This is a genomic window from Prevotella sp. HJM029 (genome assembly GCF_000599605.1).
In the GTDB taxonomy this organism is placed as follows: Bacteria; Bacteroidota; Bacteroidia; order Bacteroidales; family Bacteroidaceae; genus Prevotella.
On the sequence record NZ_KK082667.1, the window covers coordinates 1 to 21421 of the forward strand.

The 21421-nt window shown below is 50.5% G+C and carries 23 protein-coding genes and 3 pseudogenes; 4 read left to right on the plus strand and 22 right to left on the minus strand.

Going from position 1 to position 21421, the window contains the following annotated elements; genetic code table 11:
• The 17 genes and pseudogenes from X919_RS17260 to X919_RS0108530 form a co-directional block, all read right to left on the minus strand.
• Window positions 1-191, minus strand: a pseudogene (locus X919_RS17260) (glycoside hydrolase); the annotation flags it as partial.
• 13 nt (window positions 192-204) lie between these two features.
• A complete protein-coding gene (locus tag X919_RS0108455; protein ID WP_028899738.1) occupies window positions 205-699 on the minus strand; it encodes a DUF3872 domain-containing protein in 495 nt (164 codons plus the stop codon).
• 20 nt (window positions 700-719) lie between these two features.
• A complete protein-coding gene (locus X919_RS0108460; protein ID WP_028899739.1) occupies window positions 720-1574 on the minus strand; it encodes a toprim domain-containing protein in 855 nt (284 codons plus the stop codon).
• Between the two features lie 2 nt (window positions 1575-1576).
• Complete coding sequence (locus X919_RS0108465; RefSeq protein ID WP_028899740.1) at window positions 1577-2161, minus strand: conjugal transfer protein TraO; 585 nt, start codon at window positions 2159-2161, stop codon at window positions 1577-1579.
• A 1-nt stretch (window position 2162) separates the two neighbouring features.
• Entirely contained in the window at window positions 2163-3110 is a 948-nt protein-coding gene (gene traN / locus X919_RS0108470; RefSeq protein ID WP_028899741.1) for a conjugative transposon protein TraN, read from the minus strand.
• Window positions 3111-3149: 39 nt separating this feature from the next.
• Window positions 3150-4475, minus strand: coding sequence for a conjugative transposon protein TraM (gene traM / locus X919_RS0108475; protein ID WP_028899742.1), 1326 nt, complete (start codon window positions 4473-4475; stop codon window positions 3150-3152).
• A complete protein-coding gene (locus X919_RS0108480) occupies window positions 4475-4735 on the minus strand; it encodes a TraL conjugative transposon family protein (protein WP_028899743.1) in 261 nt (86 codons plus the stop codon). Before X919_RS0108480 ends, traM begins: the two co-directional genes overlap by 1 nt.
• Window positions 4732-5355, minus strand: a complete 624-nt coding sequence (gene traK / locus X919_RS0108485; RefSeq protein WP_028899744.1) for a conjugative transposon protein TraK — start codon at window positions 5353-5355, stop codon at window positions 4732-4734. Before traK ends, X919_RS0108480 begins: the two co-directional genes overlap by 4 nt.
• Window positions 5356-5383: 28 nt before the next feature.
• On the minus strand, window positions 5384-6412 hold the full coding sequence (traJ, locus tag X919_RS0108490) for a conjugative transposon protein TraJ (RefSeq protein ID WP_004351926.1): 1029 nt from the start codon (window positions 6410-6412) through the stop codon (window positions 5384-5386).
• Between the two features lie 3 nt (window positions 6413-6415).
• The gene (locus X919_RS0108495) at window positions 6416-7045 is read right to left on the minus strand and encodes a DUF4141 domain-containing protein (protein ID WP_004351905.1); all 630 of its coding nucleotides are present in this window, start codon (window positions 7043-7045) and stop codon (window positions 6416-6418) included.
• A gap of 226 nt (window positions 7046-7271) precedes the next feature.
• A complete protein-coding gene (locus X919_RS0108500; protein WP_028899745.1) occupies window positions 7272-9782 on the minus strand; it encodes a TraG family conjugative transposon ATPase in 2511 nt (836 codons plus the stop codon).
• Window positions 9766-10116 carry a DUF4133 domain-containing protein gene (locus tag X919_RS16150; protein WP_081759447.1) on the minus strand — a complete coding sequence of 117 codons (351 nt, stop codon included), beginning with the start codon at window positions 10114-10116 and terminating at the stop codon, window positions 9766-9768. Before X919_RS16150 ends, X919_RS0108500 begins: the two co-directional genes overlap by 17 nt.
• Before the next feature lie 21 nt (window positions 10117-10137).
• Window positions 10138-10440: a DUF4134 domain-containing protein gene (locus X919_RS0108510; protein WP_009162067.1), complete on the minus strand. Its 303-nt coding sequence runs from the start codon at window positions 10438-10440 to the stop codon at window positions 10138-10140.
• 158 nt (window positions 10441-10598) lie between these two features.
• On the minus strand, window positions 10599-11288 hold the full coding sequence (locus X919_RS0108515; RefSeq protein ID WP_028899747.1) for a hypothetical protein: 690 nt from the start codon (window positions 11286-11288) through the stop codon (window positions 10599-10601).
• Window positions 11285-11542 carry a DUF3408 domain-containing protein gene (locus tag X919_RS0108520; protein ID WP_004351993.1) on the minus strand — a complete coding sequence of 86 codons (258 nt, stop codon included), beginning with the start codon at window positions 11540-11542 and terminating at the stop codon, window positions 11285-11287. Before X919_RS0108520 ends, X919_RS0108515 begins: the two co-directional genes overlap by 4 nt.
• Before the next feature lie 12 nt (window positions 11543-11554).
• Entirely contained in the window at window positions 11555-12007 is a 453-nt protein-coding gene (locus X919_RS0108525; protein WP_028899748.1) for a DUF3408 domain-containing protein, read from the minus strand.
• A gap of 5 nt (window positions 12008-12012) precedes the next feature.
• A complete protein-coding gene (locus tag X919_RS0108530) occupies window positions 12013-12786 on the minus strand; it encodes a ParA family protein (protein WP_028899749.1) in 774 nt (257 codons plus the stop codon).
• Window positions 12787-12805: 19 nt separating this feature from the next.
• Here X919_RS0108530 and X919_RS16610 point away from each other — a divergent pair, with 19 nt between their 5' ends.
• From X919_RS16610 to mobC, 4 genes are all read left to right on the plus strand, one after another.
• Window positions 12806-13201, plus strand: coding sequence for a hypothetical protein (locus X919_RS16610; RefSeq protein ID WP_028899750.1), 396 nt, complete (start codon window positions 12806-12808; stop codon window positions 13199-13201).
• Window positions 13202-13432: 231 nt separating this feature from the next.
• Window positions 13433-13876 (plus strand): conjugal transfer protein MobA, encoded by a 444-nt coding sequence (gene mobA, locus X919_RS0108540; RefSeq protein WP_025800058.1) that lies wholly within the window; start codon window positions 13433-13435, stop codon window positions 13874-13876.
• The gene (gene mobB / locus X919_RS0108545) at window positions 13861-15108 is read left to right on the plus strand and encodes a conjugal transfer protein MobB (protein ID WP_028899751.1); all 1248 of its coding nucleotides are present in this window, start codon (window positions 13861-13863) and stop codon (window positions 15106-15108) included. Before mobA ends, mobB begins: the two co-directional genes overlap by 16 nt.
• Window positions 15109-15168: 60 nt before the next feature.
• Complete coding sequence (gene mobC, locus X919_RS0108550) at window positions 15169-17181, plus strand: conjugal transfer protein MobC (RefSeq protein ID WP_028899752.1); 2013 nt, start codon at window positions 15169-15171, stop codon at window positions 17179-17181.
• A gap of 164 nt (window positions 17182-17345) precedes the next feature.
• Here mobC and X919_RS16615 read toward each other — a convergent pair.
• From X919_RS16615 to X919_RS0108580, 5 genes and pseudogenes are all read right to left on the minus strand, one after another.
• Window positions 17346-18023: pseudogene (locus X919_RS16615) on the minus strand (IS982 family transposase); the annotation flags it as partial.
• 238 nt (window positions 18024-18261) lie between these two features.
• Window positions 18262-18663 (minus strand): hypothetical protein, encoded by a 402-nt coding sequence (locus X919_RS0108565; protein WP_028899754.1) that lies wholly within the window; start codon window positions 18661-18663, stop codon window positions 18262-18264.
• A gap of 875 nt (window positions 18664-19538) precedes the next feature.
• Window positions 19539-20120, minus strand: a pseudogene (locus X919_RS15170) (RHS repeat domain-containing protein); the annotation flags it as partial.
• Window positions 20121-20134: 14 nt separating this feature from the next.
• Window positions 20135-20833, minus strand: a complete 699-nt coding sequence (locus tag X919_RS0108575) for a hypothetical protein (RefSeq protein WP_019189166.1) — start codon at window positions 20831-20833, stop codon at window positions 20135-20137.
• A gap of 90 nt (window positions 20834-20923) precedes the next feature.
• Complete coding sequence (locus X919_RS0108580) at window positions 20924-21397, minus strand: hypothetical protein (RefSeq protein WP_019189167.1); 474 nt, start codon at window positions 21395-21397, stop codon at window positions 20924-20926.
• Window positions 21398-21421: the final 24 nt, after the last annotated feature.

The following is a 21421-nucleotide window of genomic DNA, read 5'->3' on the forward strand; positions in this document are numbered from 1 at the left end:
TCAACATCCTCATCCTCAACGAATTCTTCCGTGAATCTTTGGATAATGTTTGTCTTTAGATAATACGGATGCCTATCACGCCCATGCCAGCCCTCGAAGTATTTCACGCAGCGCACAGCACGTTCGAAGCGTGAAAGCGGTTGTCGTGGCTGTGCAGGCAAGGAAAGAGCTGTGAGTACAAGCAGACGCAAGCAAAATATTCGCCTAACGCCTGCCGCCAAAATGCCTCTCATCCTCTTTTGACGAAATACCCTGCCCGCCACTCTCGTCCTTTTTCGTGTCGTTGTTGAAACTAAGTTCCAGCTCCTGTGCCTGTCCGTCGGAACTCTCCACCGTTACCGTGAGTTTCTGCGCATCGGTAGTAGCGGAGGTGTAATAGAGGCGGAACACCTCGCGTTTAAGCGGATAACGGTCATTAGGCTTGAACACCGTGCCGTCATCCATGCACAGCACACCTGTACCATCATATTGGAAATACCTGATACTGTAGCGCGTGTCGGCAAACCGCCCCTGCCGCACGAGTATGCAGCGTATCTCCACGGTCTGCCCTTTTGTTATCCTGCCCGGTATGGGCATCGTCTCTAACTTGAATGGATATGCCGTTTGAATATCTAACTCGTTATCACAAGCAGATAGACAAAACCCTGCAAGGGTAAGCACTCCCATTACCCAAATCATATTAAAAATTTTCTTTCTCATTTGTTCGTTATTTTTTATCGTTATACATTCATTCCTGCCCGCCAAGAGAGCAGGTACTCATTCAAATCCTTATGGTCGGCATACAGAGAGGAACAGTCAACGACTTTATCCCCGAAGTTTACTCTCAACCTATCAAAAGTCCTTCGTCCCGCTTCGTCATTGTCGAGATAGCATTCAATCCTCTGATAATCGCTCAGCACTTGCAAAGCTTTCTCCAGGTTGGAAACGGAATTAAGCACAAGCCAATCCGAAGCGATAATACCGAGTTGTATGGCAGAGAGATAATCCATAAAGCCCTCAAAGATGGCACATGCGTCCGAGCCACCAGTTTTCAGTGAAATGTCCTTCGGCGGTATGCACCCCTTGAAGAAGCGGTTACGCAGTTCCATCCCTCCGCTCCTGTTGCGGAAACCGACAGCATAATATCGTTTGCCATGTACACGGTACCTCACCTCCTCGCAGTTGGGGATGGCAACATGAGCATCGATGCCCCGTTCTTCTATATAGTCCAGCAATTTGCTGTCCTGCAAGGAACACACCCAAATATCCTCAAAAGCGGGTTCTCTTTCTTTGTTCCTTTGTGGTCGCTCCATAACGGGAAGCGGACACGCACCGCTCTTTGCGATAAAAGCCGCCCGCAAAAGAAAATCCTCACTCCCGATGAATACTCCTGCCAAGTCGAAGATGTCGCCACCTTTGCCCGTTCCAAAGTCGAACCATACATTCTTGGTGGTGTCGACCTTGAAGGAGGGCGTCCGCTCCGTGCGGTACGGAGCGGAATACCACAAGACCTGTCCTCGCTGTTTAGCCGGACGAACCCCCATCGCGTTCAGGAAGTCCGCAATAGGGATTTCTCTCATTCGTCGTACGTCCATCGTCAGTCCATCATGATTTTCAGTCCGACACCGTACTGCGCATGGAAATGCCCCGTAGCACCTCCCCACAGACAGCGTTCCCTGCCGTAGAGCAGCAGCACCAATCTGTCCGTCAGATAGGTCTCCGCCTGTAAAGTAACGGCACCACCGTAAACAAAACCGTCTTTATTGCGTATCATAGAGCCGTCGAAGAGCAGTTTATTGCCGCCATTGACCGTCTCATAGCCTGCCAAGGCGGAAACACCCGCCGACAGGAAAAAGGTCTTGCTGCCGTCCGAAAGCACGTCACAGAAGAAACCGCCCTCTGCTATGAACTGCTCCACGGGAATGCGGCTCTCGCGATAGGGATGGTATCTGCGGAGATACTCCGCCCCGAACACCCATTGATTGCCGCCTTTGGTGTAAGTGGCAAGCGAAGCCCCGAACGAATAGCCCGCATTATTACTTGTAGAGTTGGCATAAAAACCATCCACCATGCCAGCCGTGAGGCGTATGCCTTTCATTCCGGGCAGACAGCGCTGGGCGTGCGCCTGCCCTGCAAAGAGGGCAAGCGACACGACAAAGAGGAAAAATGCAAGCTTTCTCATGTCATTTCACTTCAAGTTCGCTGATTTCCCTTGCACGCACAAGGTCTTCATTCTCGATGGTGAACGATTGATGCCTGCCGCCGTTCTTCTCGCACAGCTCCACGACAAGTTGCTTACCGTCGGGGATGGTGAACTTCGTCATGGCAAAGACCGTGCGCTCACTCTTGCCACCCGGCACGCAGGTAACATAGTTCTGTGCCCGCAGCGGAAGCACGACCTGCTCCTGCACGGCCGTGCGCTTGGCCACCTTCTTATCCACGATTTTCCACGTAATGTAATCCACGTCGAAAGGAATGTGGCTTTGGTTCCTGATTTCGGTATGGAAGTAAATCAGTCCGCCGTGCGTATAGATGCCCTTGAGCAGGTATTGCACGCCGAAACGCTTGCAGCCGATGTGCTTGACTGTTCGTCTGTCCTGCCTGTAAATGGACTTCATGATGAGCCGCACGAGCATCGGGCTCTCGCTGCCCAGTTCGTTAAGGTACACCTCCTGCGCATTGTTCGGACGGTTCGCACTCTCCCCGTCGTGAATGATGTCCGTCATCTCCACATTGAGCAGCAGCGGCTCGTCGGCATAGCGTACATTAAAAGTGTAGAAGCAGCCATCTTCGGTGATGACGCTCATGTTCGTCTCCCCCTGAAAACCCTTGACAGTGGATTTTACGCGGATGACATTCTCCGCTCCGTCCGCCTTACCGGCGATGAGGTCGGGCGAGCCGAGGTCTACGTAGCGCACTTCTGCGGGGAAGAGGATGTGCACCGTCTTTCCATAGGTCACTTCCAATCCGTGAGGCGGTATCATCCGCTCGAAGGTCAGCTGTCGCGTTAGTCCGTCATACGGTGCAGCGGCAGCAACGCTCACCGGTTTTACCTGTTTGATACCCTGTTGCTGTGCATTCGCACATGTTACGCCCATAAAGAGGGCGAGGACAAATAACATTTTCTTCATTTTACTGTTGGATTTAGTTGGTAATAAAAACATTGTCGATTAATCTTTCTTTTGAAAAAGCAACACGCGGTAGCCCGCCTTGAGATGCACCTTGACGGCACGCACCTTTTTGGCGAAGTACTGCGACGTGCCTTGCAGCAGCCCCTTGCCCACGTCAGCGGCGAGCTGCGCCCCCGCATCGGTGGAGATGTTCATGCTGCTACCCGCGGCGGTGCCCATGTTGGCGGCAATCTCCTTGGCGGCACTGCGCTCCATCGAATTGGGAATGAAGATGCCCTCCTGTCCATCGGTATCATAGACCGAGAGAGCGGTGGGGATGAGCGTACCGCCGTATTCGAGCGTCTCGATGACGATGGTGAGCCGTTCGCCCTGTATCTTGGCCGCGCCCGTTATAAGGGTGTTCTTCGGCAGGATACGTTCGCCCGTCGCCATCGGTTCAGAGAGCCGCAGGCGCACCGCCTGTCCGTCGCTGACGGTCTGGTTGCCATAGACGGTGGCGGCGATGGTGTTCTTCTCCGCCGCAGCCTGCACACCCACCGCCGTCTGAAAGCCGTAGTTACGCGCTTGGGAGTGGGCGGCGATGAAGGCTTCGTCCGTCATAGGCTGCCCGAGCGCAGAGACCACCTGCCGCACCACCCGCTTGACGGGTGTCACCACGGCTTTCCTGTGTACGCCTGCCGAGGTAGCCGCTTGCAGCGTGTCGCCCGTGGCAGCCTTGCCGAAAGGTGCAGAGCTGCCCGAAGCGGGCATGTACTTCGCCGCCAGCCGGTAGGACTTTTCCAAGAGCGCCTCCTGCTCGTCCATCGCGGAGGAACGGCTGCTTTGCGTATTCAGACGTTCTTCCAGTTCGTGCAGGCGGACTTTGAGTTCTTCCTTTTCCGAGTCCGGCCTCGGTTGCTCGCGCTCGTAAAAGCCGCCCAGCGTGGTGTTGAGGTCGCGGTAGGCACCCAGTGATGAGCGTACGGAGGAAGTGCCGCCCTGTGCGTTGTCCTGCGGGGAGGGTTGCCCGCCCGTGCCGAAATCATCGATGGCGGCATGGGCTGTACTCGTATTATCCGAGGAAAAGAGCGAGCCGAGGTCTTGCAGGTCTCGGTTGCGCTGTTGCTGCCGCTGCTCCATCTCTGCCGCCTCGTAGGCTTTCCGCTTGTCGGCGATGATGCCCGTACTGTCGGCGGCGGGCATCTCTATGTTGAAGCCCTTGCCTGCGTCTTCCTTTGCCTTATCCGCGGACGAGGGCGCGAAGATGAGCCACATCGAGCCGGCGAAGAGCAGCACCATGAGCGGATAGACGAGCAGTTTCATCCTCCGCTGCCGCTCGGCTTCGGTGAGCGGTCGTTTCTGTTTTTCTTTACTTGTCTGTGTCATTATCGTTTTTGTTTGAACGTTTGAATATGTTTGATTTCCATGCGCTCGCCGCCACCATGCAGCAGACCATAGACTGATTTGCCGACGGTATAGAGCGAGAGCAGGGCGAAGAGGACGAGCATCGTCAGGACGATGCGCCGCCGCGTCCGCTCGGACAGGTTGTCGTGGTAAGCCCGCAACCGCCGTAAAGCGCGTTTGCGGAAGTCGTAGACTTTCCACAATGCCCGCCATAGTGCCTTGCTGGTCTTTTTCCTTTTCATCGTTTCACGGTTTGAAGGTCCTTGTTTTCGAGAATATTAAAACCCTCGATAGTAAAGCCATTGGGATTGTCGTCCGAACGGGCAGCGTTCAGGAGGCGGCACTCCGTCTTGAGACTCCGTCGGGTGACGTTGCTCTGCCGGATGATGAGCTGTGTGGCATAGGTCACGGCGCGGTAGGGATAGATGTCGAAGCTGCACACCACGCTGTCCACCCGGAGCGTCTGGTTGATGCCGCCCGCGATGATGCGGTTGTAATAGCCCTTTTCAGCAAAGTCGGCATAGCAGTCGTAGGCACTCTTGTCTGCCAAGAGCAGGGCGCGGCGGACATTGTGTTCGATGGCGCTCTTGTCCGGCGAGAGGGTGAAGAAGAGTTCGTGGAAACGCCGCACATGCTCCCGCGCCTCGGCGGGGCGGTTCTGCGACAAGTCCTGCGAGAGGGCGAGCATCAGGCTCTTGCCCCCGTCCAATACGTAAATCTTCTCGCGCTGCCGCTCGGCAAACCGGTAGGAGCTCCACAGCGTGTAGCCCACGATGGCCGTGCACAGGCAGAGGAAGATGATGCCGAACAGGCGTATCTGCCTGAACGAGCTTTCGATGTTCTTTAGAGATTTGAATTCCATTGTTCTATTCGTTTCTTTCTTTTCTGTTTTACGATTTCATGCGCTGGTAAGCGGACTTGATGAGGTGTCCCGCACGCCCGGCGGCGTTGCCCGCCACGGCTCCCGCTGCACCTGCCGCCCGCTTGCCGGCAAGGCTCGCCATGTTGTTGATGCTGCGGTTGTAGCTGCCCATGCCGCCCGCCTGAATGATCCAGCCCGAGACGGTGGGGATGGTGAAGTAGCCCACGATGCCGATGACGAGGAAGACGATGTACACCCCGTTGCTCGCATCGATGGAGAAGGCAGGATTATTCTGCAACTCGGTGATGTCGTTCTGCAGCATCAGTATCTGTATTCTTGCCAGTATGGTGCTGAACAGATCCGATACGGGCAGCCAGAGGTACACCTGCACATAGCGGCAGACCCACTGCGTGAGCGTAGACTGAAAGCCGTCCCACACGGAGATGGCGAAGGCAATCGGCCCGAGTATCGCCAGCACGACGAGGAAGAACGTACGCAGGGTGTCGATGATGAGGGCGGCGGCCTCGAAGAGCAGCTCCATGATGCTGCGGAAGAAGTCGCGCACTTTCTTTTCGAGGTTGTAGGCACCGCGTTCGAGATACATCCCTGTCATCGTCGCCAAGTCGGCTGGCGAGAACCCCAGCTCCTCGATCTGCTTGTCGAACGCCTCATCGCTCACCAAGTAGGCGGTCTCGGGGTTGCGCGCCATCGCCTCGTATTCCAACTTGTCTTTCTGCTCGCGGTACTTCTTCATGTCGAAGGTCTGCTCCTGCAACATCCCGTTGGTGCCCTTGACGATGGGACTCATCACGCCGTTAAGCGTGCCGAGCACCACCGTAGGGAAGAACATGATGCACAGCCCGATGACAAAGGGGCGCAGCATCGGAAAGACGTCGATGGGCTCGGCACGGGCGAGCGACTGCCACACGCGGTAAGCCACGTAGAAGAGCGCACCCAGACCGGCGATGCCCTTCGCCACGCCCGCCATGTCGGCACACAACGGCATCATCTCCTCGTAGAGCGAACGGAGGATTTCGTGAAGGTTGTCGAAGTTCATGGCCTACCAGTATCTTTGGTTCGCATTGCCGTAGAGCGCCATCACACGGTCGAGGTCGTTCCTCTTCTTGGCGCGCAGGTAGCTCACGGAGATGTTCTTATTGGTGTAGTAATTCACGAGGTTGCGGTAGTTCTTCATCCGCATGTAACAGCGGTCTACCACGTCCATTCTGTCCTTGTCGGTCATCGAGAGCGTGGTGATGTTCACCACCTGCTTGAGTTCCTTGAGCACGTCGTTGCTCTCTTCGAGGAGCTTGGTGTAGCCGAAGGCGATGGCACTGAGCTCGGCGGGCGAAAAATTGCTGTCGTGCAGCATCCGGCGGTAGCTGTTCACGTAGACGTCGGTAATCTCGCCCACCATGAGAATGGTCTTGCGCACCTTCTGAGCGTCCTTGATAAGGTTGTTCACCGATTTGAGGGCGTCGTAGTATTTCTTACCCTGCTCGTAAATCTTCACGGTCTCCCGAAAGTTCTTGACCATGTTCTGCGCCGTGGTCGTGGTCTGTGCGATGTTCTTCCCGGCGTTGATGATGCTCTGCGCGATGTTGGAGGGGTCGATGACCGCCCACTGCGCGCTTGCCCTGCCCGCAAAGAGCAGGCAAAGGGCGATGATGGTAAATACTCTTGTTTTCATTTCTTTGTTGATGTTGATGTGAATACTAAATGTGCTGTCTCTTGACTAAGATAAGGATGTGTCAGTCTCGCATACGTGGACAAAGCAGCTTATACGCGTTTGTATAACCGGTTATACAGGCTTGTATAATTACTTATACAGACTTGTACAGCTCATTATACAGGTTTGTCTAATTATTTTTCCACGTTTGGCTAAACCGATATATCCAATGATATGTCCGACGGGATTAGCCGCTCCATGCCGCCCGCCTTCGCTCGGCCAGCTCCCGGATAGCTTTCTCGATATCGCCGCCGTACTGCTCCGCCAGTGCGCGCACTTCCACTTTCTCGGTCTCCTCGGTGGTGTAGGCGAGGTATTCCTCGGGACTTACCTCCGTGGCATAGACGGCACTCTGCACGCCGCCCAGCCCGATCCACACCTCCTTGTAGAGCCGCCCCGGGTGGTTGGCCATGTTGATGGAGAGAATCTGACCGCGTTCCTTGTCGGTGAGCCCCAAGAGCGCCTGTATCTGGTCGAACTTGTTCATGTACTTGCGCTGGTCGAGCAGTATCTTGCAGTCGGAGTTGTTGATGATGCTCTCCTTGACCACGGGCGAGGAGATGATGTCGTCCACCTCCTGCGTCACCACGATGGCCTCGCCGAAGTATTTTCTCACCGTCTTGTACATGTAGCGCAGGTATTCGGCCATGTTCGCCGAGGAGAGCGCTTTCCACGCCTCTTCTACGATGAGCTGCTTGCGCACGCCTTTGAGTCGCCGCATCTTGTTGATGAAAGCCTCCATGATGATGATGGTCACCACGGGGAAGAGTTCGCGGTTCTCCTTGATGCTGTCAATCTCGAAGACGATGAAACGCTTGGAGAGCAGGTCGATGTTCTCCGCCGAATTGAGCAGGAAGTCGTAACGTCCGCCGCGGTAGTACTGCCGGAGCGTGGTGAGGAAGTTGTCGATGTTGAAGTCGGACTTCTCCACCTTGATATCGCGTGCCTCCAGCTCCTGCCGGTAGGTACCTTTCATATACTCGTAAAAGGTGTTGAAGCAGGGCGTGACGCTCCTGTCGGCGCGTATCAGCTCCACATAGGCGGACACGGCGCTGCCCAGCTCGGCGGACTCGGTCTTGGAGACTTCCTGACTTTCGCTCTTCCACAGCGTAAGCAGCAGCGTCTTGATGCTGTCCTTCTTCTCCACGTCGAAGACGTAGTCGTCGGTGTAGAAGGGGTTGAACGAGATGGGCTTCTCTTCCGTGTAGGTGAAGTAGATGCCGTCCGTGCCGCCTGTCTTCCGCCGTATCATCTCGCAGAGCCCCTGATAGGAGTTGCCCGTGTCCACGAGCACCACGTGCGTGCCCTGCTCGTAGTACTGGCGCACGAGGTGGTTCATGAAGAATGACTTGCCGCTGCCCGAGGGACCGAGCACGAACTTGTTGCGGTTGGTGATGACGCCGCGCTTCATGGGCAGGTCGGAGATGTCCAGATGCAGGGGCTTGCCCGTGAGGCGGTCGACCATCTTGATTCCGAAGGGTGAGGGCGAGCTGCGGTAGTTGGTCTCCTCGGTGAAGAGGCACACCGCCTGTTCGGTGAACGTGTAAAAACTCTCCTCGGCGGGGAAGTCGGCGCCGTTGCCGGGCATGGCCGCCCAGAAGAGCGTCGGGCAGTCCACGGTGTTGTGGCGCGGCATGCACTCCATGCTCGCCAGCTGGCTGCCCGTGTCGTTCTTGATGTGCCTGAGCTCCTCCTCGTCGTCGCTCCACGCCATGACGTTGAAGTGCGCCCTGACGGAGGTCAGCCCGAAGGAGCGTGCCTCGTTGAGGTACTCCTCTATCCAATCCTGATTGATGGCGTTGCTGCGGCTGTAGCGCGAGAGCGACTGCATGTTCTTGGCGGATTTCTCGAACTTCTGCAAGTTCTCCTCGCTGTTGTCGAGGAAGAGGTACTGGTTGTAGATGTGGTTGCAGGGCAGCAGCAGTCCCACAGGTGCGGCGAACGACAGGCGGCAGTCGGAGCGGTCGGTGGAGAGCCGTTCGTAGCGGATGTCGGTGCCCACCTTGGCGGGCAGGTCGCCCGGCTCGGAGAGGGTGAAGAGGCACAGGCGGTTGTCGCCCACCCGCATCTCGCGCGGCGAGAGGTCGATGTCCTGCAGGCAGGTGTCGCCCTCGGGCAGCAGGGAGAGATACCGCTCGATGATGCCCGCCGTGTCGTCGGTGCCGACCAGCTCCTCGTCGGAGAGTCTCTTCAGCGTGATGAAGCCCGAGTCGTTCATGATGCGCTCGAACTGCTCCGTAGCTTCCAAGAACTTGCCTGCCGTCTCTTTGTCGACTTCTTTGGGCACGATGTGTCCGCGGCAGAGCGTGGAGAAGTTGCTCTCGCGGCGGTTGCGCTCCTTGGTCGTCTTGGTGAGATAGAGGTAGCAGCTGTGCTTGAGGTACGGACGTTCGTTGAAGTGCCGCTCGAAGCTGCGGGAAAGAAAACTCATGTCCTCCTTTTGCAGGTCGGGGCGGTAGCTTTCCTTAATGAACCAGTCCTGCTTGTGCACCACACAGAAGTCGGGCAGCACCTTGACGGCCTTACACCACGCGGCGTGTATCGCCTCGTACTCCTGTGCCGTGACGGTGTAGAGTTCGGGCAACATCACCGCGAAGCAGACCGTCAGGTCGGCATCTTTGGAGATGATGCATCCGCTCTCCACGGCAAGCAGGGGCAGCTTGTTTTCCACCGTGGTGGCTTTAAGAATGTTCCTCATTTTCGTCTTTCTTTTTAAGTTTCTTGTGTCTGATGATACGGGGAAGGGATTTGCGATGGAGCAGGTAGCGCGGACGCTGGCGGGCGGCACCGAGCTTCATGAGCCCGTGCGCACCGTACTTGCGGTTCAGGACGAACGTTCCCCACACCAAGACGGAGGCGGAGACGACCCCGAAGCCGATGCAGAACCACTGGTCGATGCCCGTCATGTAGAGGATGACGAACAGGACGAACAGCGTGAGCAGTCCCGCCGCGAAGATGAAAAGGTACTGTGCCTTCAGCCCCTTGAACTCGACCGATGCCCCGATCCCCTTGTTGATTGAAAACTCAGCCATCGTTCCTATTCCTTTCGTCGTTTAGAGGAAGAAGGAACGCAGGATGGTGGCAGCCACGATGAGGAAGATGCAGGCACCGAACCAAGAGGCGGCGGTCTTCGAGGTGTCCGGATCGCCGGACGAGAACTTCGAATAGACTTTCATTCCTCCGATAAGCCCCACGACGGCGCCGATGGCGTAGATAAGTTTCGTGGCGGGATCGAAGTACGAGGTCACCATGTTCGTGGCTTGGTTGATGCCCGAAAGGCCGTTGCCCTGCGCAAGGGCGGAAGCGGCAGTAAAAAGCAATACTGCCGAGAGAAATAGTTTTTGCTTGTTGTTCATAAAGCTTTGTTTGGTGACGGGCGTGCATGAAAAACGGTCATACGCTGCCCGTCGGGGTTGAATTGAAATTGTCTTACTTAACTTTCTTGTGGATATAGTGGCAACAGGTGCGCCTTATCCGTAGTCTTTTTCTTTCATTGTCGTTTCTTGTTAACGGGTTATACAAAATCGCGGATATCGAAGTCTTCGATGCGCGCGGGCAGGACGAGCGGTTTTGCCTCTGCGGCACGGGCAGTATAGAGGTCGATGACCTCGTTGACCCTGTCGGAGATGCCGGCGAAGCTATCGGTGAGCTTTTGAAAGAGTTCCGTCTCGGCGATGTCCTTGAAGGTCTTGCCGGCGTGGAGCTTTTCTGCTTCGTCCGCTTCGGACTTCCTCACGGACTTCACCGCCCTGTCGATGTCCTCGAAGCTCGTTCCCCTTGCCGCGGGCATTTCGGGCTCTCCGTCCTCTGCGTCTTCGTTTTCGTCTGCAACGTCATTTATCCTGATGTCGGTAAAGGTCTCGTCAAGGCGGTCGGCGGGGACTTGCCGGAAAGGCTTCTCGTCCGTTTCGTCGGCAAAGATAGTGTCTTCGATATCTACCGCCTCCGTTTTTTCCTGCGTGGCAGCTTGTGGCGCCGTAGTGGCAGCGAGTGGCGTCGTCCTTTCCTGTTGTGCGGGTACGGAGGCCTCCATTTTGAAACGGCTCTTACCCACGACATCAGCAACCTCGTCCTGCGCTTCGCGTTTCTTTTTTGTTTCTTCCTCTGAAGCCGTTTGCCCTTTGGAGGCAGACGGCCTGCTCAAAAGGTGATAGGCCAGCCAAGCGTTGTATGCCAGCAGGGCAATGATGAGAAAGGTCATCATAGCTCCATGTTCTTAAGCAGGGCTTCCTCATAGAGGGCTTTGAGTTCCTCGCCGTGTGTTCTGAAATGTTCTTCGAGCATATTGCACAGCAAATCAGAGATATTAACCCTGTTGCTGCATATAAGCTGTACGATTTTGAGCATCTTCTCATGATAGACGACCGGAATGTATACCTGTTTGCCGTCTCTTGCTGTGTAATGCGTCTTCTTCAAGAATGTTTCCCTGTAAAGGGAGAGGTTGTCTTTCTTTTCCATTGTCTTTTGTTTTTAGAATATTGAACTGTTGTTTTCATATAACTTTTTGATTTCTTCGCCGAAATGCTCGAAGTGGTAGGTCAGCACATTGTCTATATAGCTGAACAGTGACACCTCGTCCTTGGCGATGATGCGCAGGATACGCTGTATCCGTTCGTGGTACTCCTTGCGGATGTACACGGTCTTACCGATACGGGCAGGGATGTCCACTTCCTTGTGAAAGGCGGCAAGGTATTCCTGCTCCCTGTCTTTCGACCGTCTGCGGCGTGTCGGCATTTCCTCCGTCTTCTGTTCTTCTTCCTTGTCTGCTTCTTTTCCCATAGGCGCCTCATCTTCCGACTCTTCCTGCTTTTCACTTTCCACTCCGTTCGTCCTTGCTTCGGGTGGGATGCTCATGTCGTCCCGACGGAACGAGTTGATGATGAAATTGCTGTCGATGTCTTCCACTCTTGTCTTCTTTGCCATTGTCTTTATCTTTTGAGGTTTATAATGTCAAGTATTTCGTCTGCGAGCCTGTCCACATTGCTTCCCCGCAGCAGGCTCTTGTCCGTGGGGAATGTCGTGGAGCGGAACACCGCCTTTCGCTCGGATGCCATCTCCTTGCGGAACCGCTTGCTGTCGGGAAGTCGGGTGGAAAGGATGGGCAGGGCGAACTCCGCGCACACTTTTTCGTAGGCTTCATAGAGTTCCGTCTTTTCGCGCCCGTCCACCATGTTCCATATCAGGTAAATCCCCTTGATGGCGGATTTGCCCGTGACGACCATCTGCTCGTTGATGACGGTGGCAAATTTGATAGAGCTTTCCATCACCACACGGTCGGCGATGATGGGCGTGAAGATATAGTCCATCCGAGATACGGTATTGACGATCTCGGCATTGTTGATGGTACCGGGCAGGTCGAAGAAGATGACGTCCGGCATCTTGCCTCCCCTGCAAAGGCTCTCTGCGGAGGTGATGGCGTCCTCGGCGCGGCTGCAGACGATGGGATAGTATTTCTTTCCCAGCTGTCTGAGCAGGTCATACGCCTGTACCTTGTAATAGTCGTCCTTCATAATGGTGTCCATGTCGCGTTTGCGCATGTCATGGATGCTGTACTGGGGGAAGTCGCAGTCGATGACGGCGACGTCATATCCCTTTACGTAATGCAGGTAGCTCGCCACGAGTACCGTGAGCGTCGTCTTGCCTGCTCCGCCTTTCTGGGTGGAGAAAGCAACATACAGTGGTTTGTCTTTTTGTTTGTCCATTGTCTTCTTGGTTTTATGGATGATACATATATTGATACATTTGTTTATCGGTTTCTTCCGCTGGACGTTCCAACCACATTCTCGCCGTCCGTCGGTTGCGATCGCCTATTCTCCTTGCAGAGATACTGCCGGAGAAACGGACAATCAAGTGTCGGTTGCAACCAACCTATGGCCATTGGGGCATGAGTCTCTCTCAACCGACCAACCGGCAGATTGTCTGACGTCTTTTGGTTTGTCGGTGCAAATAAACAATAAAATGTCGGTACTTGTATCGTTTTTCAGCCACGTGGCAGCTTGTGGCGTCGTTGTGGCAGCTTTTGGCGTCATTCCTATCGGTTTTCGGGTGGATATTCTGCCTAATTTTGCACCCGAGCGACGAGCTCTGTCGGTCGGTGTTCTCCCTGACGGCTCTTGAAGGTAACTCTCTCATCCGTCCGAAGGCGGATGTTTGTGTCCTCAAAGACACAGCAAGATGTCCTTTGAGTAACTCAAAGGCTTTCGGGTAACTCCCGAAAGGTGCCCTCTCAACATAAGGAGAGGGAGGCATTTTCTCCGAAGTCGGAAATCCTTTGAAAGGCAGTTCTGCCCATATAGGGGAACAACCGGCACGGCGGCCGAGTCGCAAAACCACTTAATCCACAGAAATATGAAAAAAGAAAATGAAAACAGGGGCAGCTATGACAGCCCCAAGTGGGGCAAACACCCCAAGGAGACAAGGAAGACGCATTGCGTCATGGTGCGTTTCGATGACGAGGAATGGCTTAAATTTCTCTCCATGTACGACCAATCGGGTGTCTACGCCCGCGCGGTTTTCATCAAGGCCCGCGTCTTCTCGCAGCCTTTTCGCGTGATAAAAACAGACAAGACGCTGCTCGATTATTACACCAAGCTCTCGTCTTTTCATGCGCAATACCGCGCCGTGGGCAACAACTACAACCAAGTCGTCAAGGAACTGCGCGTACACTTTTCCGAGAAAAAGGCGATGGCACTGCTCTATAAATTGGAGAAATGTACGCAGGAATTGGTGCTCATCACGCAGCAAATCATTCGTCTCACCCAAACCTTCGAGCAGCAATGGTCGCAAAGATAAGCATCGGCAGCTCGCTCTACGGCGCACTTGCCTACAATGCGCAGAAGGTGAATGCGGACGAGGGAAAACTCCTTGCCACCAACAGAGTGTTCGATGGTGGGGACGGACAGATGGACTGCGCCCGGCTGCTGCGTGACTTTTGTAACTGCATGCCCGAAAACGTCAGGACACGCAACACGGTGATTCACGTCTCGCTCAATCCGCATCCCGACGATCGACTCACGGATATGGAGATGGCAAATATCGCGCAGGCGTATATGGAAAGGCTCGGCTACGGCAACCAGCCCTATGTAATTGTCAAGCACGAGGACATCAACCGCCACCATGTACACATCGTTTCGGTCAATGTCGATGAGAAAGGTAAACGCATCGACAAGGACTTTCTTTTCCGCAGGAGCGAACGCATACGCAAGGAACTCGAAAAGGAATTTAACCTGCATCCTGCCGAACGCAAACGGAATGAGATACGCGAAGCTGCCCATACGGTAAACATCGATAAAGGCGATGTAAAAAAGCAAATCGCAAGCGTGCTTCTTTCTCTCACCGCCCGTTACCGCTTTCAGTCGATGGGTGAATACCGTGCCCTGCTTTCGCTCTACAATATCCACGTGGAAGAGACGCGAGGAAAGGTAGGAAGACGGGAGTATCACGGGCTGGTCTACTCGGCAACGGACGATAAAGGCAACAAGGTGGGCAATCCTTTCAAGGCATCGCTCTTCGGCAAGTCCGCAGGCTATGCCGCCATCGAGAAACGTTTTTCTTTATCGAAGAAGCAGATAGCCGAAAAGAAATTCACAGAGCCTACCAAGCGGACGGTGCTCCAAGCACTTGGAAAGACTTATCACAAGGACAAATTTGTTAGCCTGCTCAAAGCCAAAGGTATTGACACGGTATTACGTCTTACCGACGAGGGTCGCATCTACGGAGCCACCTTCATCAACCACCGCACGGGTTGTGTGCTCAACGGCTCGCGTATGGGCAAGGAACTCTCCGCCAATGCCCTCCAAGAACACTTTACGCTGCCCTACACAAATGAAAAGCCGGTACCGTTTACCCTTCCTCCCGAAGAGACTGTGCAGGAACATTCTGTTGTCCAAGACGACAACGATTTCTCTTCCTCTGGTCTTGGACTTTTCAATCTTTCCGGGCAGGCTGTAAACGCCGAAGAGGAAGATTTTATCCGAAAGATGAAACGGCGCAAGAAACGAAAGGGCAAAGGGCGGACAATATAGGGAGACTGAACAAACGATGTAAGCAACGACATAATAAAAAACAATTAACAACGAAAATAGATTATGCAACAGGAAGACGATTTGAGGGCATTGGCGAAGATCATGGATTTTCTGCGTGCCGTGAGTATTATCTTGGTAGTTATCCACGTGTATTGGTATGGTTACGGAGCCATCCGCACGTGGGGGATTGGCATCGGTGTGGTAGACCGCATCCTGATGAACTTCCAACGGACAGTGGGACTCTTCTCCTCCATGCTTTATACAAAACTCTTTGCCGTGGTGCTCTTGGGGCTTTCGTGTTTAGGTACGAAAGGCGTGAAGGGCGAGAAGATAACATGGGAAAAGATATATGCCGCACTCGGCATGGGCGGTGTGCTGTTCTTTCTTAACGGATGGCTGCTCCATCTGCCGTTGCCTTTTACCATCGATGTGGGGCTTTATGTCGTTATGATTTCAGCGGGTTATGCCTGCCTGTTGATGGCAGGATTGTGGATGAGCCGGCTGTTGAAGCACAACCTGATAGACGATGTATTCAACACCGAGAACGAGAGTTTTATGCAGGAAACGCGGTATCTGGAGAATGAATATTCCGTTAATCTGCCCACACGCTTCTACTACAAGAAGAAATGGAACAACGGGTGGATCAATGTGGTGAACCCGTTCCGTGCCACCATCGTGCTGGGTACACCGGGCAGTGGAAAGTCTTATGCCGTGGTCAACTCGTTCATCAAGCAACAAATAGAAAAGGGGTATTCGATGTATGTCTATGACTTCAAGTTTCCCGACCTGTCGATGATAGCCTACAATCACCTCATCAACCACTTGGACGGGTATAAGGTGAAGCCTAAGTTCTATGTCATCAACTTCGACGACCCTCGACGGTCGCACCGCTGTAATCCCATCCATCCCGACTTCATGACGGACATTTCGGATGCCTACGAGAGTGCCTATACGATTATGCTCAACTTGAACAAGACGTGGGTACAGAAGCAGGGTGACTTCTTCGTGGAAAGCCCGATTATCCTCTTTGCCGCCATCATCTGGTATCTGCGCATTTATCAGGACGGGAAATACTGCACGTTCCCACATGCCATCGAACTGCTCAACCGGAAGTACGAGGATGTGTTTCCTATCCTCACGTCGTATCCCGAGTTGGAGAACTATCTTTCTCCCTTCATGGACGCGTGGCAGGGTGGAGCGATGGAGCAGCTAGCGGGACAGATTGCTTCGGCGAAGATACCGCTGTCGAGGATGATATCGCCGCAGTTGTATTGGGTGATGACGGGCGATGAGTTCACGCTCGACATTAATAATCCCGAAGAGCCGAAGATACTCTGCGTGGGCAACAATCCTGATCGACAGAACATCTATGGGGCTGCACTGGGTTTGTATAACTCGCGCATCGTGAAGCTTATCAACAAGAAAGGGATGCTCAAATCGTCGGTCATCATCGACGAGCTGCCCACGATTTATTTTAAGGGACTTGACAACCTCATTGCCACGGCGCGCAGCAACAAGGTAGCGGTGTGTCTAGGCTTTCAGGATTTTTCGCAGCTCACGCGCGACTACGGCGATAAGGAGGCGAAAGTCGTGATGAACACGGTAGGAAACATCTTTTCTGGACAGGTGGTGGGAGAGACGGCGAAGACGCTTTCGGAACGTTTCGGAAAAGTGTTGCAGAAGCGGCAGTCTATCTCCATCAACCGGCAAGACGTCTCGACCTCCATCAATACGCAGATGGATGCCCTCATACCACCGAGTAAGATTTCGGGACTGACGCAGGGAATGTTCGTCGGCTCGGTATCGGATAATTTCGACGAGCGTATCGAACAGAAGATTTTCCATGCCGAGATCGTCATCGATAACGCCCAAGTGGCTGCCGAGACGAAACGGTATAAGCCTATTCCCATCATCACCGACTTCACCGATGCCGAGGGTAACGACCGCATGCGGGAGAAGATACAGGAGAACTACAATCGTATCAAGGCGGAGGTGAAGCAGATTGTGAAAGATGAGCTGGAACGGATTAAGAATGACCCGGAGCTTGCGCATCTGGTGCAAAAAAAAGAATGAAGAAATAACTTGTCAAGTTCTCTTATACGTTAGCCAACAAGATTATGCAACATAATCTTGTTGGCTAACTTATATAAATCTATATATGGATAATGCGTTCTCTAAAAGCAAGTAAACCTTTTTCTGCTAATGATCCTATTATTTTACGCGAGTTCGGGATAAGGTCAGTATGCAAACAGTTCTAACTGCCTTGATTTTTCAACATAAATAGGTAGTGCCTCAGGTTTATTGTCAAAAAAAGCAATAGACTGTTAGGGCAGAACATAGGATCATAATGAAGTTGTGTATCGAGCGATGTCGCGAGTGTACGAGGTTAGCTTTATTCTTCAAGAGTTCATTGATGCACTCGATGATATAGCGTTTTCTTAACATTATCTTATCCCACATGGGCATCAACTTGTTCTTCATTTTAGCCTTTAGCCCATGAACGAGCCCAGAATACCTTGACTGAATAGGCTTTCGAAGAGTTCTTGCTTAATATATCCTCTGTCTGCAAAGATCTTTCCATAGAGCACCTTTGTAAATATATTCCACACCCTGCTATCCCTGTCATCCACGTTGGCTCTAGTAAGACAGAATGTGATTACTTCGCCTGAATCATTGCAAAGCAGATGAAGTTTAAAGCCATGACACCAGCCCATCGTTCCTTTTCCGTTCTTGGCGAACCCCGAAAAGACTTTATTGAAATACCTTCTTACGTTGTGGCATACGGGGATCATTGTGCTATCAACGAACGTTATCCCCGTGCACTCGCCGAAAGCATAGAGCTTCATGAAGAGCATCATTTTGCAGAATACACGAGTCATGAGCTCTACAAAGCGATTATAGGATACCGCATGAGGGAGAACTCTTTGTGGAAGCAGCCGCGGATACAATTCTGACGTGGGTTCGAATAAGAAATTCTCTTATAAAGATGTAGGGGTGAAATATTTTTTGTTGCGACCCATTCCTTTCCCTTTTCTTGCAGCAGTGTATAAGCTTTTTCTTAAAATTCTATTTAACACTGAGATAGAGTTTTACAAAGGTTATATGCCGCTTTTCGCCATAAAAGAATTCTCAAACATTTCCGTTTATAGAAAGTTAGCTCAAAAAGAAGGCTAAAATAAATACAAGAGGCAATATAATCCAAAATAAGATCACACTTTTTTTTTCTCTAATAAATTCTTTTCTATACTCATATATATCACTAAGAAAGTTTAACAAGCATAGCAAGACCAGAAGCAAAATAGCCAATATCCCATATTTTTTCATTTTTATAGGTATAAATATTATTGTAAAAAACCAAAATATCCCAGAAAATCCTTTTATATTCCCCATATTGTCGAATATTATTTTTTTTTCACAAAAAAGCAAATAAAAAAATGCTGAGGCTCTCTTTTTTATTCCCTTTCCTTTTTTTTTAAGGGGAAACACACAGATATAAGATAATATTTTACAAAGGATATATTCAATACCCAAAAAAAAGTATGAAATTATCTTCATAATTTAAAGCTACAATAGTATCAGTATATTTTAATTCTTCGTAAATCTCTTACAAAGCCCCCTTACACAAAAATTCTTCATAATTAGCAACTGAAAAAATATATAAGTAGGCTTTGCAGAGATTTTAATTACGCAAACTTTTATTTATTTTTTTTATTGTAAAGTTTTTTATAAGAATCCATAAATAAATAGCTTGAATAATTTGGAACTCCATAAATTGGGTCAGGTATTCCAAAATCAGGAGGGAGTCCTTTAGAAATATTCTCCACGGATTGTTTAGCTCTATTTTTAGATTCGTTCCAGCTTAATGAAATGTAAGTATCAACAAGACCATATTCCCAAGAGGCCATTCCTATAATATTTCGTGTTAATGAAAAACCATTGGAAAAGGATGGCTCTTCATACATTTGATAAGCAGACCAAGAGACATTGATAGCTCCTAACAAAGCACCAGCTTTACTTGCAAATTTTACTGATTCCTTTGCATAAGAAGCACCTATTCTTAAGCCTTGGACTCCCCTTACAAATTTACCATTTGCTTGTTTCTCTAAAACATTTAAACTATATACTTTATTACTAGAAGTCCGAAAATATCCTGTTCTAAATATTGATGATTCTGTATATCGTAGTCCCGCTATTGATGAAGTTATAGTTCCAGCTAAAGAAACACCATCAGAATAATGACTAAATTCCCCAAAACCTTTTACTTTCCAGTTATCTACACTTCCAAATTCTCTTGTCATTGTTCCACCTGTAGTATATGCTTTTGTCCCAGTTTCGTCTAAAGCAACAAACCATAAACCACTTTTTTTATCTTGATGGGCTTCTGCTCCATATGTTGCTGCTATATTTTTAGCTGTTTCTTCATCATACATCCCATTGGGATCTATAAGACTAACAGGATTATTATGACAGTAAACAAATCCTCCTATATTTGGATATTTTTCTGTTAGTGCATCCACTCCATACCAAATACTTGCAATAGGGTTCATATACCTTGCCCCATAATAGTATAGTCCAGTTTCTTGGTCAAGTTCCTTGCCGTTGAATTTATACGGCATATCCTCTGAGGATGTGTGCTCATCCACAAGCAGTTCACCGTATGGCAGGTAAGCATCGAACTGGGTGATGTTGGCTTTGGCGTCGGTAATATAAGATGTTGAGCCAAGGTGGTCGGAGTGATAGAAGAAGATGTCCTCGATGTTGGTAGTGTCCGTGGGGATATAGCCATAACCCGGTTGCGCATTGTCGGGGTCTTCGGGTGCTCCCCACTGGATGGGCGGCCCCGGAGGCGTACCTGGCGTAGTGTTGCGTTTCGGATGCTGCACCCAACCCTCGGGCACGGAGTGGTCACCCAACTCGCCGATAATGGTGTTGTAGCCCACGCCCGTATTCTCCGGGTCGGCATAGTTACCTTTCATCGTGGGCACCCCCGGCGGTGTGCCGAGCTTATTGTAATCATCAGTATTATTCATTTCATATGAATAACAGATTTTTGTCTGTCATACTTTTCTATGCCAGGTTGAATCCCGAAAAGCCCCAGCCATGTTTTTTCAAGCAATAACTTATTACCATTGTTATCACTTTGAAGAACATAGTAGTTAGGTATTATCTTTAATTTGAATCGTTCCACAGTTCTGTGTTTATTGTATCTTCCCTTTTCGGATAGCAAACCATGCAGATTATAATTATATAAAGAAACCATCTTACGCATATCCGAGATAAGATGTGCAGGGCTGATAAAATCAATATCTTCTATCAAAGTCAATCTATCACATCCGTATGCCGTTTTTATATAAAAATCCTTATACTTATATTCTCCATAATAGCAGCATCTGTACTCCAGAATCGTATCATTAAAGATAATCCTATCATAACTTCTTGCCGGGTTTTCTTCTCCACTTTTAGTAATAGGATTATTCTTTTTCCATAAATCCATGTCCTCATGGTTATACCATACACCGTCTCGCCTTATATATCGAAAGACATGTGACGTATCATCAGAAACCACAACTTCGAATTTATCCTTTGAAGACCTGACATAAACGAAGGGAGAATGGACGGGAACACCTTCGCCTCTCATCTTGAATTCGTTGAATGTCTGATAACGCTTGAAAGAGCTTAATTGTATATCTGCTCTTTTTTCCTCAAGAACTTCTTTTCTTTCCATTGAAGAATTTATTATATCTTTTTTATTCGTATTGCATAAACAAACTGATAGCAATGCAGGAATAAGCAATAAAGTCTTTATTTTCATCATCTAGCCATAACCATTTTGTTTTATACTTATAACTTTACCCGTTGTTATATTTATAATCATTTCCCAATAAGAGCTACCTCCGTCTACTATCATTATCAGATCTTCGGATAATTCTTTTATTGATGTAATAGTATCTTTACTGATAAAATTGATATGAACCAATATTTGTTTATTCCCATCTATGTAGCCGACATATTGTCTGTAGTATTTATGTAATCTAACCTTTCTTAGTTTAACTTTATGAGAACTACAAGGCGTTATCAAATAAGGAATATTCTTAAGCAAGATTTCTTCTGCACGATAGATATCCGTATCACTTAATGTATAACGGTTAGATGCAGGAGGAAAACCTTCAAGATAAAACTCCTTTGGAAAAGAATACCCTTCGTATTTTCTTCCTTTTATATGCGTTACATTTTGTGAGTATACTCCGTAAGTAAGCAATAAGCATAGAATTGATAAAACGAATTTCATAATGAAAATTGGAAATATACATAA